Genomic DNA, 12,785 nt, shown 5'->3' on the forward strand with positions numbered 1-12,785 from the left:
TAGTCGAGAGGACGACGTGGGACGACGCGACCTCATCGCCGACGCGGGCGTGCGGCTGATCGCGCGCAGCGGCGTCCACGCGCTCACCCACCTCGCAGTCGATGCGGAGGCCGGCCTTCCCCGTGGCTCCACCTCCTACTACGCGCGCACCCGCCGCGACCTGATCGCCCTGGTCGCAGGCCGGCTGTCCGAGGGCTCCCAGGCCGACCTCGACGGCGTGAGCATCCCGGCCGCGCTCACTCGCGCCGAGGCCGTGCGCGCGGTTGTGGGCGTCCTCGACCACATGGCCGCGCGCGAGGACGCGCAGGCGGCGCGCTTCGCCCTGATGTTCGAGCTACGCGACGACGACGAGCTGCGCGATGCGCTCACCGCCCGCGCCGCGGTGCGGGCGCCGTTGACCGCCGAGGCCGAACGGCTGCTGCGCGCGATCGACGTGGCCGACCCTGGCACGCATGCGCCCGACCTCGTGGGCCTCATCGACGCGCTGTTGATGTACCGAACAGCCAGAGCCGCGCCGGTCAATGCCGTCCGCGTTGTGAGCGCCTACCTCGGCGGACTCCCCACGAACGCGCCGCGCTGAGGCCGACTGCCGCCTCCTCCGGTGCCGTCCACCGCTGGATTCGCTGCGTGGTGTGCCCGATGAGCGGGGCCGGTGTCGCCCGCAGCAACGCGTCGCGGATACCCGCGCCGACCGGGCGCGGCGTCGGCTTGTAGCGCAAGGATCGCGCCGCGGCCTGGCAGGCTAACGCTATGGGTGGTCGGCGCGTGACGGTGGTGGAACGCCCCGTGTCCGCGCACGGGGATGAGCTGATCGTCAGCGTCTCCGACTCGGCTGGACTGTGGTCGTTTGAGTTGCATGGGTCACCTCACGCGGATGTCGTGCTCGTGCTCCTTCCTGCGATGGGTGTGCCTGCTCGCTACTACGACACGCTCGCCTGCCCGCCGTCTTCACCGCGCTCCGCGAGCACCTGCCGCACGCGAACGCGGCGATCGTCGGACACAGCCTCGGCGGTCAACTCGGTCTCATCGCCGCAGGGAGGTTCTCCCCAGAATTACCCGTCGTGCTGGCAGCGAGCGGGTCGGCCTGGCATCGGGCGTTCCCTGGCGTCCGGCGTTGGAGCTATCTTCTCGGTTCGCAGGCGATCGGCGGGGCAGCGCGGGCGCTGGGGCACTGGCCGGGTGATCGACTCGGTTTCGGCGGGCGGCAGCCGGAGGCTGTGGTCCGCGACTGGTCTCGTGTCGTGAGGACCGGACAATACGCCGCCGGGAGCGGCACGTTCGACTACGAAGTCGCCATCGCGGACTACCGCGGCGAACTGCTTGCGATCGACGTGGCTGGAGACGTGCTCGCGCCCCGCACGGCGACAGACGCGCTGCTGGCGAAGGTGCCTCGCGCCCGCATCACGCGTACGAGTTACACTCCGTCACGAGCGACGGCCAAGCCCGGCCCACACTTCACCTGGGTACGCGATCGAGACGGACTCGCAACCGCGATCATCGAGTGGGTGCGATCCCTTCGCGACTGAACGCAGCTCCGCGCAGAGCGACGTTCGGCTGCTCAGCTTTTCCTACCGCCCCGGTCGTGCCCGTGGAGGTGACTCCGGGGTGGTTCTCCGCCTCGGCAAGCAATGACCAAAAGCGGTGAAAACGAAGAACCCCCGGCCTGACCGGAGGTTCTTCTTGGTGGGCGATACCAGACTCGAACTGATGACCTCTTCCGTGTGAAGGAAGCGCGCTACCAACTGCGCCAATCGCCCGTCGGCCCCCGAGGGCGCCGGGTACCGATGCTACCCGATGCCGCCGGATGCCACGAACCGTCGCGTGCGCGACACACGTTGCCGCGCGTTTGGCGCGGCGGCGACGATCGGCTAAAGTCAATGAGGTTCCCGGTGGGAGCACGCGGATGTAGCGCAGTTGGTAGCGCATCACCTTGCCAAGGTGAGGGTCGCGAGTTCGAGTCTCGTCATCCGCTCGAGTGCGGGGTTCATTCTTCGGAGTGATCACGACACGTGGTTCGAACCACACACGGTGGCGTGGCCGAGAGGCTAGGCACCGGCCTGCAAAGCCGTTTACACGGGTTCGAATCCCGTCGCCACCTCCACTCCCGGTCCCGACCGGAAGCAGCACTCGGGCGTTTGGCGCAGCGGTAGCGCGCTTCCCTGACACGGAAGAGGTCACTGGTTCGATCCCAGTAACGCCCACACCAGAGAACCCCGGATTAGCCGGGGTTTTCGCGTTCCAGGCAGAGACATTGACCTGTGACTTCCCGAACCGCGTTTCGTCGTGTGCCGCCTGGGGCGATCCGCGTAGCGATCCCACACTCTCGCGTCGGCGCTGCGCCCGCGCTACAGATACGCGCACGCGCGCCTGCGACTCGCGTGCGCGAGTGCGGGTTTGTGCAGCGCGAAGCGCGCAGCAGTCGCGAACACTGGCGCGAGTGCGGGTTTGTGTCGCGCGAGGCCCGGGCGCGGCGCGCGGACTAGGCTCGCTCGTATGGCGAAGCTCGTGCTCACCGTGGTCGGCGCCGACCGCGCCGGTCTCGTCCAGGCGCTCGCCGACACCGTGGCCGCACACGGCGGCAACTGGGAGCGCAGCGAGCTCGCCGAGCTCGCCGGCGCGTTCGCGGGCATCGTGCTCGTCTCCGTTCCGGACGACCGGCTCGAAGCGCTCCACGACGACCTGCACCACCTCGACGGGCTCCTCACGGTGACCCCGCATGAAGGCGCCAGCGATGCCGAGCCGGCGACAGGTGACGCGTTCGTGTTCACGGTGCTGGGCAATGACCATCCGGGCATCGTCCGAGACATCACGACGGCGTTGTCGCGGGGCAGCCTGAGCATCGGCAGCTTCACCAGCCGCACGCTCGACGCCCCGATGTCTGGCGGCACGCTGTTCGAGGCGACGGTCAGCGTGCGCGTCGCGGACGGCGCCGACCTCGCCGCCGCGACCGCGGAGCTGGAGCGGCTTGCCGGCGAGATCCAGGTGGATCTGACCGTCGTGTGAGCAGCGCGGCCCATCCGCGTGGATCGCGCACGCGGGGCCGGGCGATAGCCTTGACGGGTGTCATCTCCCGTCGACGGCTTCACTCTGTTCCCCGATCGCTCCGTGGTTGCCATGCGCGTCAACGGCGACCTCAAAGACCTCGCCACGACGGTGGAGGAGACGGATGCCGTGGAGCCCGTCGCCATCGACAGCCCGGACGGCCTCAGCATCCTGCGGCACTCCGCCGCCCACGTGCTGGCGCAAGCGGTCCAGCGGCTCCACCCGCAGGCGAACCTCGGCATCGGCCCGCCGATCACCGATGGCTTCTACTACGACTTCGGGGTCGCACAGCCTTTCACGCCCGACGACCTGAAGGCCATCGACAAGGAGATGCAGCGCATCGTCCGCGAGGGGCAGCGCTTCGTGCGCCGTGTCGTGACCGAGGACGAGGCGCGCGCCGAGCTCGCCGCGGAGCCCTTCAAGCTCGAGCTCATCGGCCTCGCCGGCGGGCCGGGATCGGGCGCCGACGTCGCCGAAGGCGCGAGCGCCGAGATCGGCGCCGGCGAGCTGACCGTCTACGACAACGTGCGCCGCGACGGCGAGGTGGTCTGGCGCGACCTGTGCCGCGGACCGCACCTGCCGAACACGCGCATGATCGGCAACGGCTGGGCGCTGCAGCGCGTCGCCGGGGCGTACTGGCGGGGGAGCGAGAAGAACCCGCAGCTGCAGCGCATCTACGGCACGGCCTGGCCGACCAAAGACGAGCTGCGCGCCCATCAGCACCGCATCGAGGAAGCCGCCAAGCGCGACCATCGCAAGCTCGGCAAGGAACTCGACCTGTTCTCGTTCCCCGACGAGATCGGCTCGGGCCTGTCGGTGTGGCACCCCAAAGGCGGGATCATCCGCCAGGAGATGGAGCAGCACGCGCTGAAGCGGCACCGCGAGGGCGGCTACACCTACGTGTACACGCCGCACATCACCAAGCGCGACCTGTTCGTCGAGTCGAACCACCTGGTCACGTACAAGGAGGGCATGTTCCCGCCCATCCACCTCGACGAGGAGCGCGACGAGCACGGCGCCGTCACGAAACAGGGCATCGACTACTACCTCAAGCCGATGAACTGCCCGATGCACATCCTCATCTACCGCGAGCGCGCGCGGTCGTACCGCGACCTGCCCATGCGGCTGTACGAGAACGGCACCGTGTACCGCTACGAGCTGTCCGGCGCGCTGCACGGCCTCACGCGCGTGCGCGGGTTCACCCAAGACGACTCCCACCTGTTCGTCACGCCCGAGCAGCTCGAGGATGAAGCGGGCCGCGTGCTCGATTTCGTGCTGTCGATGCTGCGCGACTTCGGCCTCACCGAGTTCGAGCTCGAGCTGTCGATGCGCGACGACGAGAAGGAGAAGTGGATCGGCGACGAGGAGCACTGGGAGGCGGCGACGGACGCGCTGCGGCGGGTGGCCCAGGCATCCGGTCTCAAACTCACCGAGGTCGCCGGCGAGGCCGCCTTCTACGGCCCCAAGATCGACCTCAAGACCAAGGACGCGCTCGGCCGCACGTGGCAGCTGTCGACCGTGCAGCTGGACTTCAACCTGCCGGAGCGGTTCGAGCTGGAGTACACGGGGCCCGACGGCGAGAAGCACCGCCCGGTGATGATCCACCGCGCGCTGTTCGGCTCCGCCGAGCGGTTCTTCGCCATCCTGCTGGAGCACTACGCGGGCGCGTTCCCGGTGTGGCTGTCGCCCGTGCAGGTCGTCGGGATCCCGGTCGCGGAGGAGTACGCCGACTACCTCGACGACGTGATCGCACAGTTGCGCGCGCTCGGAGTGCGGGCCGAGGTCGACCACAGCGACGACCGGATGCAGAAGAAGATCCGCACCCACACGACGCAGAAGACGCCGCTGCTGCTGATCGCGGGGGAGCAGGACCGCGCGGCCGGCGCCGTGTCGTTCCGCTTCCGCGACGGGTCGCAAGAAAACGGAGTGCCGGTGGATGTCGCGGTGCGCCGCATCGCCGAAGCCATCGCGTCGCACGCCCTCGTCAACTCCGCCGCGGACTTCGCGTGAAGGATCTCGGTCGTTGAGCGAGCGCAGCGAGACGAAACCCGGCGACCCGGTCCCTGAGCCTGTCGAAGCGGTCCCTGAGCCTGCCGACCCGGTCCCTGAGCCTGCCGACCCGGTCCCTGAGCCTGCCGACCCGGTCCCTGAGCCTGCCGACCCGGTCCCTGAGCCTGTCGAAGGGCTGGCGGGCGTCCCCGACGAGTTCCAACGGCTGTGGACGCCGCACCGCTTGGCCTACATCCAGGCCGGCCCCGAGCCCCTGCGCGAGGAGTGCCCGTTCTGCGCCGCACCGCAGCGGACGGATGCCGACGGGCTCATCGTCGCGCGCGGAACGACCGCGTACGTGCTGCTGAACCTGTACCCGTACAACTCCGGACACCTGCTGGTGTGCCCGTACCGGCACATCCCGCTGTACGACGACGCGACGGCGGAAGAGGTCGCCGAGATCGGCGCCCTCACCCAACAAGCCATGCGCGTGCTGCGGGCGGTCTCGGGGTGCGACGGCTTCAACCTCGGCATGAACCAGGGCCGCGTGGCCGGCGCCGGAGTGGACGGGCACCTGCACCAGCATGTCGTCCCGCGCTGGGCGACCGACGCCAATTTCTTCCCGATCATCGCCAAGACCAAGGCGCTGCCCCAGCTGCTCGGCGAGGTGCGCGAGACGATCGCCGCCGCCTGGCCGCTCTGACCCGCGGCCCGGCATTACGGTTCCGGCCCGGTGCATGAAAGAATATGCCGGGCTCAGTTGAGTCGTCCCCACACAGAAACGGAATCGCACATGCGCAAGACCCTGTCCGCCCTCGTCCTTGTCACCGCGGTCGGATTCGCCGCGCTGACCGGCTGTGCCAGCAGCGCGTCCACGGAGGCTTCGACCACTCCGACCGAGAGCACGTCGGCCGCGACGGCCGAAGAGACGCCCGCGGAGACCACTGCCTCCGACGAGTCGGCGCTCGAGGCGTGCGCCCAGCTCGCCGACTTGCAAACCGAGAGCTCCGACCTGATGGATGTCGTCAGCTCCGGCGACATGAGCAAGGCGACCGAGGCGCTCGCGAGCATGGAGGAGAAGCTGCGCGAGCTGGCGGGGGAGATCACCAACCCCGAGGTCAAGGCCGCTGTCACCCAGATGGCCGACGCCTACACGAGCTTGAGCGAGGCCCTCGAGAAGGCGCAGAGCGGCGACGCGTCGGGGCTCACCGACGTCACGACCGAGCTGCAGGATGCCGCCAGCGCGCTCACCACGGCCTGCACTTCCTGACACCGCGACAACGTGTGGCCCGCCTCCGACGGAGGCGGGCCACACCCGTCACCGCACCTGCCGCACGTCGAACTGCATGCGGGGGTGCGCGTACGACTCCTGCGACTCGACCAGCCGCAGCTCGCGCTCGCCCGACCGATGCGTGTTCTCGAGCAGGTCAAACACGCTCGACGCTGTGCGGGCGAGGGCCACTGAGGCATCCTTCGCCTCCAGATAGTGCGCCGTGAACAGCGCGGCCGTGACATCCCCCGACCCGTTCGCCTTCAGCGGCAGCAGCGGCGTCTGCACAATCCACGCGCCCGCGTCGTCGACGGCGAGCATCTCGATCGTGTCGGGCTCGCGGTCCGGCCGCTCGACGCTGGTCACCAGCACGGCGCGCGGCCCCATGGCCCGGGCGGCGTCGACCGACGCGAGGGTCGAGGCGAGCGAGTCCGGCTCGGTGTCGGTGAGAAAGCCCAGCTCGAACTGGTTCGGCGTGATGATGTCCGCAACCGGCACCACGCGCTCGCGCAGCAGGATCGGGATGGCGGGGGCCACGAAGCATCCACTCTTCGCGTTGCCCATGACCGGATCGCACGAGTAGACCGCGGCAGGGTTGGCGGCCTTCACGCGCGCCACGGCGTCGATGATGACGTCGCCGATGCCCTCGCTGCCCTGGTAGCCCGACAGCACGGCGTCGATCTGCCCGAACACGCCGCGCTCCTCGACGCCCGTGATGACGTCGGCGACGTCGGCGGGGGGAATGAGCGGCCCGCGCCACGCGCCGTATCCGGTGTGGTTCGAGAAGTTGACGGTGTACACCGGGAGCACCTCGACCCCGATGCGCTGCAGCGGGAACACGGCGGCGGAGTTGCCGACGTGCCCGTGGGCGACGGCGGACTGGATGGAGAGGATCTTCACGACTCGATCCTGCCACCGGCACGCGGCATCACACACCCGTCCGCCCGTCGCGCCGCGAAATAGACTGGGGAGATGCCCGATTCCCCCCAGACCGGCTCGCCTTCGCAGACCGGGTCACGCAGAGTCAAGCGCGGACTTGCCGAGATGCTGAAGGGCGGCGTCATCATGGACGTCGTCACGGCAGAGCAGGCGAAGATCGCGGAGGATGCCGGCGCGGTCGCCGTCATGGCGCTCGAGCGCGTGCCCGCCGACATCCGCGCGCAGGGCGGCGTGTCGCGAATGAGCGATCCCGACATGATCGACGGCATTATCGAGGCCGTCTCGATTCCGGTGATGGCCAAGGCCCGCATCGGCCACTTCGTCGAGGCGCAAGTGCTGCAGCAGCTCGGCGTCGACTACATCGACGAGTCGGAAGTGCTCTCGCCCGCCGACTACGTCAACCACATCGACAAGTGGCCCTTCACCGTGCCGTTCGTGTGTGGCGCGACGAACCTCGGCGAGGCGCTGCGGCGCATCAACGAGGGCGCGGCGATGATCCGCTCGAAGGGCGAGGCGGGCACCGGCGACGTGTCGGAGGCGACCAAGCACATCCGCAAGATCAACGGCGAGATCGCGGCGCTGAGCTCACTGTCGAAGGACGAGCTGTACGTCGCCGCCAAGGAGCTGCAGGCGCCGTACGAGCTGGTCGCCGAGGTCGCCGCGAGCGGGAAGCTGCCGGTGGTGCTGTTTGTCGCCGGCGGTGTCGCGACTCCCGCCGACGCGGCGATGATGATGCAGCTCGGCGCCGACGGCGTCTTCGTCGGCTCCGGCATCTTCAAGTCGGGAAACCCCGCCGAGCGCGCGGCGGCGATCGTGAAGGCGACGACGTTCTACGACGACGCCGCGGTGATCGCCGAGGTGTCGCGCGGGCTCGGCGAGGCGATGGTCGGGATCAACGTCGCCGACCTGCCCGCGCCGCACCGCCTCGCCGAGCGCGGCTGGTAGCGCGAGCCCGCATGATCCTGAACGGCATGCCCGCCTTCTCCGCCCCATTGTCGCGCCACGAACGTGGCCGCTAGCCCCCGCGTCGGAGTCCTCGCGCTCCAGGGCGACGTGCGCGAGCACGCGCGCGTGCTGACCGGGCTGGGCGCGGAGGTCGTGTTGGTGCGGCGGCCGGACGAGCTGGCGGGCATCGACGGGCTCGTGCTTCCCGGCGGGGAGTCGAGCGTGATCGACAAGCTCGCCCGCGCGTTCGGGATGCGCGAGCCCCTGCGCGACGCGATCGCGGGCGGGATGCCCGTGTACGGCACGTGCGCGGGCATGATCCTGCTCGCCGACCGCATCACCGACGGCATCGCCGGCCAAGAGAGCTTCGGCGGACTGGATGCCACGGTGCGCCGCAACGCGTTCGGCAGCCAGGTCGAGTCCTTCGAGACCGATCTCGAGGTCGGCGCGCTGGGAGCGCCGCCGGTGCACGCGGTGTTCATTCGCGCTCCGTTGGTCGAGAGCGTCGGGCCGGCCGTCGACGTGCTGGCGCGTCTCGCCGACGGCCGCATCGTGGCGGTCGAGCAGGGCGCGTTGCTCGCGACATCCTTCCACCCGGAGGTCTCCGGCGAGACGCGCTTCCACGAGCGCTTCCTCGCGCGCGTCAGGGCTGCAGGCTGACCTGGGCCGCCAGGCCCGCGATTGCGGAGACCGTCTCGTCGACGTTGTCGGGGTCGTCGCCACGACGACATCGAGCAGCGCAGCGTCGCCTGCCTCCGCCTTTGCGCGCCCGTGAGCGCCGTGGTGCCGTCGATGTGCACCCACGCGCCGGTGTGCCGTCGGTGACACAACCACCGTGTCGTCCTGCGAGACTGCATGGTCACGACGAGACCGCGGCCTTCGCCGCAGTCTCGTCCCGCCGTTGCCGTCTCGCGGTGATCGTAGACTGGTGCGCATGTCCGGCCACTCCAAGTGGGCGACGACCAAGCACAAGAAGGCCGTCATCGACGCGCGCCGTGCCAAGTCGTTCGCCAAGCTCATCAAAAACATCGAGGTGGCCGCCAAGATCGGCGGCGCAGACCTCGCAGGCAACCCGACGCTGTACGACGCCGTGCAGAAGGCGAAGAAGACGTCGGTTCCCAACGACAACATCGACCGCGCCATCAAGCGCGGCGCCGGGATCTCCGGCGAGGCGGTGGAGTACCAGACGATCATGTACGAGGGCTACGGGCCGAACGGCGTCGCGCTGCTCATCGAGTGCCTCACCGACAACCGCAACCGCGCGGCCGCGGAGGTGCGCACGGCGCTCACGCGCAACGGCGGCACGCTCGCCGACCCCGGCTCGGTGTCGTACAACTTCCACCGCAAGGGCGTCATCGTCGTCTCCGACGAGGGCACGACGGAGGACGACGTGATGATGGCCGCGCTCGAGGCGGGCGCCGAGGAGGTCGAGCCGCACGCGCAGGGGTTCGAGGTCATCACCGACGCGCATGATCTGGTCGCGGTGCGCTCGGCGATCCAAGAGGCGGGCCTGGACTACGAGTCCGCCGACGTGGAGTTCGTGCCGTCGTTGAAGGTCGAGGTCGACGCCGACACGGCGCGCAAGGTGTTCCGCCTCATCGACGCGCTCGAAGACAGCGACGACGTGCAGAACGTGTTCAGCAACTTCGACCTGACCGCCGAGGTGCAGGCCGAGCTCGAGGCCGACGACTGACTCCCGCCGCGGAGTGTCTGGGGCAGGCGGGGGCCGGCCGCGCATAGCGTGAGGATGTGGCATCCCGTCGTCTGCGCGTGCTGGGCATCGACCCCGGCCTGACCCGTTGCGGCGTGGGCGTCGTGGACGTCGCCCCCGACCGCTCGGCGCAGCTCGTGCATGTCGGCGTGGTGCGCTCCGACGCGACCGCCGCGATCGAGACGCGGCTGGCCGCGATCGCGCGCGGCATCCGCTCAGTGCTCGAAGAGCACCGTCCCGACGTGCTGGCCGTCGAGCGCGTCTTCGCCCAGCAGAACCGCCACTCGGTGATGGGCACAGCGCAGGCCAGCGGCGTCGCGCTGCTGCTGGCGGCAGAGCACGGCATCCCCGCCTCGACGCACACCCCGACCGAGGTGAAGGCGGCGATCACCGGCTATGGCTCGGCCGACAAGCGCCAGGTGCAGACGATGGTGGCGCGCGTCCTGCGCCTCGACGAGCTGCCGAAGCCGGCGGATGCCGCCGACGCCCTCGCGCTGGCGCTGTGCCACGCGTGGCGCGGGGGAGCGCCGCAGGCCTCCGCGACCGGCGCGCTCACCCCCGCTCAGCGGGCGTGGGCGGACGCTGAGCGGCTCGCCCGCAGATGAGATCACGCGTGTCGCTCGAACAAAGCTGCGAAGTGTCGGCCTAGGCTCGAGCACATGATCTCGTCGTTGCGCGGAACCGTTCTGCACGCCGATCCCGACTCGGTCGTGGTCGAGGTCGGGGGAGTCGGGCTCTCGGTCGCGGTGCCACCGGCGATTGCGCGCGCGGCGCGCGCCGGCGACGACCTGCGGCTGCACACGCACCTCGTCGTGCGGGAAGACGCGCTGTCGCTGTTCGGATTCGAGACCCGCGACGAGCTCGGTGTGTTCACCCAGCTTCTGGGCGTGCCCGGAGTGGGCCCGAAGTCGGCGCTCGGCGTGCTGTCGTCACTGACCGTCACTGCGATCGCCGAGGCCGTGGCAGCCGACGACGACGCGCCGTTTCGCCGCGTGTCGGGCATCGGTCCGAAGACCGCGAAGCTCATCGTCGTCCACTTGACCGGAAAGCTCGTCGCGTCCGCCGCGGCGCCGCGGCCGGGACGGGATGCCGCGCCCGACGTGCTCGCGCAGGTCGCCCAGGCGCTCGTCAGCCTCGGCTGGAACGAGCGCACGGCGGCCGAAGTGCTCGAGACCGTCGCGGCCGAGGCGTCCGAAGCAGACCGCGCAACCGTGAGCGGACTGCTGCGCCTCGCTTTGGCCGCCCTCGGCCCGGCACGCCCCGCGGGGGCCGCTCGTGGATGACCTGCGCGACGACGAGCCGATCGACGAGGCCGAGCTCGCGATCGAGGGCGCGCTGCGCCCGCACTCCCTTGGCGAGTTCATCGGCCAGCCCAAAGTGCGCGGCCAACTGCACCTGCTGCTGGAGGCGGCTCGCCTCCAGCAGCGGCCCGCCGACCACATCCTGCTGTCGGGGCCGCCCGGCCTGGGCAAGACGACTCTTGCGATGATCGTGGCGCATGAGAGCGGGCGGCCGCTGCGCCTGTCCAGTGGCCCCGCCATCCAGCACGCCGGCGACCTCGCGGCCCTGCTGTCGAGCCTGACGCCGGGCGAAGTGCTGTTCATCGACGAGGTGCACCGCATGGCGCGCTCTGCGGAGGAAATGCTCTACCTCGCGATGGAGGACTTCCGCATCGACATCATGGTGGGCAAGGGCGCGGGCGCGACCAGCATCCCCCTCGACCTCGCGCCGTTCACCCTCGTGGGCGCGACCACCCGCTCCGGGCTGCTGCCCAACCCGCTGCGCGACCGCTTCGGGTTCACCGCGCACCTGGAGTACTACGAGCCCGACGACCTGGAGAAGGTCATCGCGCGCTCGGCGACGATGCTCGGCGTCGAGCTGGCCGCCGACGCCCGGCACGAGATCGCCCGCCGCTCGCGCGGCACCCCGCGCATCGCGAACCGGCTGCTGCGGCGGGTGCGCGACTACGTGCTCGTGCACGGCGGCCCTTCGACAGGCTCAGGGGTCGGGGGAGCAGGCTCAGGGGTCGGGGGAGCAGGCTCAGGGGTCCCGGGCGGGGCCGACATCGCGGCCGTGGCCGCCGCGCTCGAGCTGTACGACGTCGATTCCATCGGCCTAGACCGACTCGACCGGGCCGTGCTCGACGCGCTCGTGCACCGCTTCAACGGCGGGCCGGTGGGGCTGTCCACCCTCGCGGTGGCGGTGGGCGAGGAGGCCGAGACGGTCGAGAGCGTGGTCGAGCCGTATCTCGTCCGGATCGGCTTCATCGCGCGCACGTCGCGCGGGCGCACGGCCACACCGGCGGCGTACGCGCATCTCGGCGCGCCCCGGGCGGAGAACGCCCTGAGATTCGATGACCTATAATCCGTAGAGGCATCTCGCCGCCATCCCTTCCCGGTTCCGCCCGTTCGAGGCGTGCCATTCTCGAAAGGTGTCCACTCCCGCATGGGTGAATTCTTCGGCCAGTACGGCCTGCTCCTCGTTCTCGGCGTCTTGCTCGTGTTCATGTTCGTGAGCTCGCGGCGACGCACGCAGCGAATGAAGGCCGAGCAGGAGCAGAAAGCCCGCCAGACCGTCCCGGGCGCTGAGGTGCTCATGCAGGGCGGCCTGTACGGCACCATCGTGTCGTACGACCCCGACAACCTCGACCAGCCCGCGGTTGTCGAGATCGCGCCCGGGGTCGAGATCAAGGTGCACAGCCAGGCGATCCTGCGCATCGTGTCGCCCACCGACGAGCCCGAGGAAGAGGCGGTGCCGATGGACGACGCGATGCCGCTGGATGACGCCCCGCTCATCGAGACCGCCGAAGAGACCGCCGCGCGACTTCAGGTCGACGACGTGCCAAAGGACAAGAAAGAAGACTGACGCGCGCGCTCGCGCGAACGCAGA

At 70.0% G+C, this 12,785-nt stretch carries 14 protein-coding genes, 4 tRNA genes and 1 pseudogene; 17 read left to right on the plus strand and 2 right to left on the minus strand.

The genetic code is table 11. The annotated features are described in order from the left end of the window. Positions 1-16: 16 nt before the first annotated feature. The 3 genes and pseudogenes from QM611_RS07605 to QM611_RS07615 all read left to right on the plus strand — a co-directional run bounded on the left by QM611_RS07605 (position 17) and on the right by QM611_RS07615 (position 1,526). Positions 17-580 (plus strand): TetR/AcrR family transcriptional regulator, encoded by a 564-nt coding sequence (locus QM611_RS07605; RefSeq protein WP_415079306.1) that lies wholly within the window; start codon positions 17-19, stop codon positions 578-580. Between the two features lie 355 nt (positions 581-935). Next, a pseudogene (locus QM611_RS07610) lies at positions 936-1,196 on the plus strand (alpha/beta fold hydrolase); the annotation flags it as partial. Between the two features lie 45 nt (positions 1,197-1,241). Continuing rightward, positions 1,242-1,526 carry a hypothetical protein gene (locus QM611_RS07615; protein WP_415079307.1) on the plus strand — a complete coding sequence of 95 codons (285 nt, stop codon included), beginning with the start codon at positions 1,242-1,244 and terminating at the stop codon, positions 1,524-1,526. Positions 1,527-1,681: 155 nt separating this feature from the next. Here the strand turns inward: QM611_RS07615 and QM611_RS07620 are convergent. Continuing rightward, a tRNA-Val gene (locus QM611_RS07620) sits at positions 1,682-1,757 on the minus strand. A 142-nt stretch (positions 1,758-1,899) separates the two neighbouring features. Between QM611_RS07620 and QM611_RS07625 the strand changes: the two genes are divergently transcribed. The 7 genes from QM611_RS07625 to QM611_RS07655 all read left to right on the plus strand — a co-directional run bounded on the left by QM611_RS07625 (position 1,900) and on the right by QM611_RS07655 (position 6,301). Further along, positions 1,900-1,972, plus strand: a tRNA-Gly gene (locus QM611_RS07625). Between the two features lie 55 nt (positions 1,973-2,027). Then, positions 2,028-2,101: transfer RNA gene (locus QM611_RS07630), tRNA-Cys, on the plus strand. A gap of 28 nt (positions 2,102-2,129) precedes the next feature. Then, positions 2,130-2,201 (plus strand) — tRNA-Val (locus QM611_RS07635). 292 nt (positions 2,202-2,493) lie between these two features. Next, on the plus strand, positions 2,494-3,003 hold the full coding sequence (locus QM611_RS07640; RefSeq protein WP_415079308.1) for a glycine cleavage system protein R: 510 nt from the start codon (positions 2,494-2,496) through the stop codon (positions 3,001-3,003). A 111-nt stretch (positions 3,004-3,114) separates the two neighbouring features. Continuing rightward, positions 3,115-5,052: a threonine--tRNA ligase gene (thrS, locus tag QM611_RS07645; protein ID WP_415079351.1), complete on the plus strand. Its 1,938-nt coding sequence runs from the start codon at positions 3,115-3,117 to the stop codon at positions 5,050-5,052. 175 nt (positions 5,053-5,227) lie between these two features. After that, entirely contained in the window at positions 5,228-5,734 is a 507-nt protein-coding gene (locus tag QM611_RS07650) for an HIT family protein (protein WP_415079352.1), read from the plus strand. A 90-nt stretch (positions 5,735-5,824) separates the two neighbouring features. Beyond that, entirely contained in the window at positions 5,825-6,301 is a 477-nt protein-coding gene (locus QM611_RS07655) for a hypothetical protein (protein ID WP_415079309.1), read from the plus strand. A 48-nt stretch (positions 6,302-6,349) separates the two neighbouring features. Here QM611_RS07655 and pdxY read toward each other — a convergent pair whose 3' ends face one another. Then, positions 6,350-7,201: a pyridoxal kinase PdxY gene (gene pdxY, locus QM611_RS07660; RefSeq protein WP_415079310.1), complete on the minus strand. Its 852-nt coding sequence runs from the start codon at positions 7,199-7,201 to the stop codon at positions 6,350-6,352. 72 nt (positions 7,202-7,273) lie between these two features. On the opposite strand from pdxY, the gene pdxS reads away from it, so the two are divergent. The 7 genes from pdxS (at position 7,274) to QM611_RS07695 (ending at position 12,761) form a co-directional block, all read left to right on the plus strand. Then, positions 7,274-8,185 (plus strand): pyridoxal 5'-phosphate synthase lyase subunit PdxS, encoded by a 912-nt coding sequence (pdxS, locus tag QM611_RS07665; RefSeq protein ID WP_415079311.1) that lies wholly within the window; start codon positions 7,274-7,276, stop codon positions 8,183-8,185. Positions 8,186-8,248: 63 nt separating this feature from the next. Then, entirely contained in the window at positions 8,249-8,845 is a 597-nt protein-coding gene (gene pdxT / locus QM611_RS07670; protein WP_415079312.1) for a pyridoxal 5'-phosphate synthase glutaminase subunit PdxT, read from the plus strand. A gap of 274 nt (positions 8,846-9,119) precedes the next feature. Next, positions 9,120-9,878 (plus strand): YebC/PmpR family DNA-binding transcriptional regulator, encoded by a 759-nt coding sequence (locus tag QM611_RS07675; RefSeq protein ID WP_415079313.1) that lies wholly within the window; start codon positions 9,120-9,122, stop codon positions 9,876-9,878. Positions 9,879-9,934: 56 nt separating this feature from the next. Next, complete coding sequence (gene ruvC / locus QM611_RS07680) at positions 9,935-10,501, plus strand: crossover junction endodeoxyribonuclease RuvC (RefSeq protein WP_415079314.1); 567 nt, start codon at positions 9,935-9,937, stop codon at positions 10,499-10,501. 54 nt (positions 10,502-10,555) lie between these two features. Next, positions 10,556-11,179 carry a Holliday junction branch migration protein RuvA gene (gene ruvA, locus QM611_RS07685; RefSeq protein WP_415079315.1) on the plus strand — a complete coding sequence of 208 codons (624 nt, stop codon included), beginning with the start codon at positions 10,556-10,558 and terminating at the stop codon, positions 11,177-11,179. Then, complete coding sequence (gene ruvB / locus QM611_RS07690) at positions 11,172-12,260, plus strand: Holliday junction branch migration DNA helicase RuvB (protein WP_415079316.1); 1,089 nt, start codon at positions 11,172-11,174, stop codon at positions 12,258-12,260. The genes ruvA and ruvB overlap by 8 nt, the downstream gene beginning before the upstream one ends. Before the next feature lie 81 nt (positions 12,261-12,341). Beyond that, positions 12,342-12,761, plus strand: coding sequence for a preprotein translocase subunit YajC (locus QM611_RS07695; protein WP_415079317.1), 420 nt, complete (start codon positions 12,342-12,344; stop codon positions 12,759-12,761). Positions 12,762-12,785: the final 24 nt, after the last annotated feature.

The sequence above is a fragment of the Microbacterium sp. genome (assembly GCF_047606685.1).
Classification (GTDB): Bacteria; Actinomycetota; Actinomycetes; order Actinomycetales; family Microbacteriaceae; genus Microbacterium.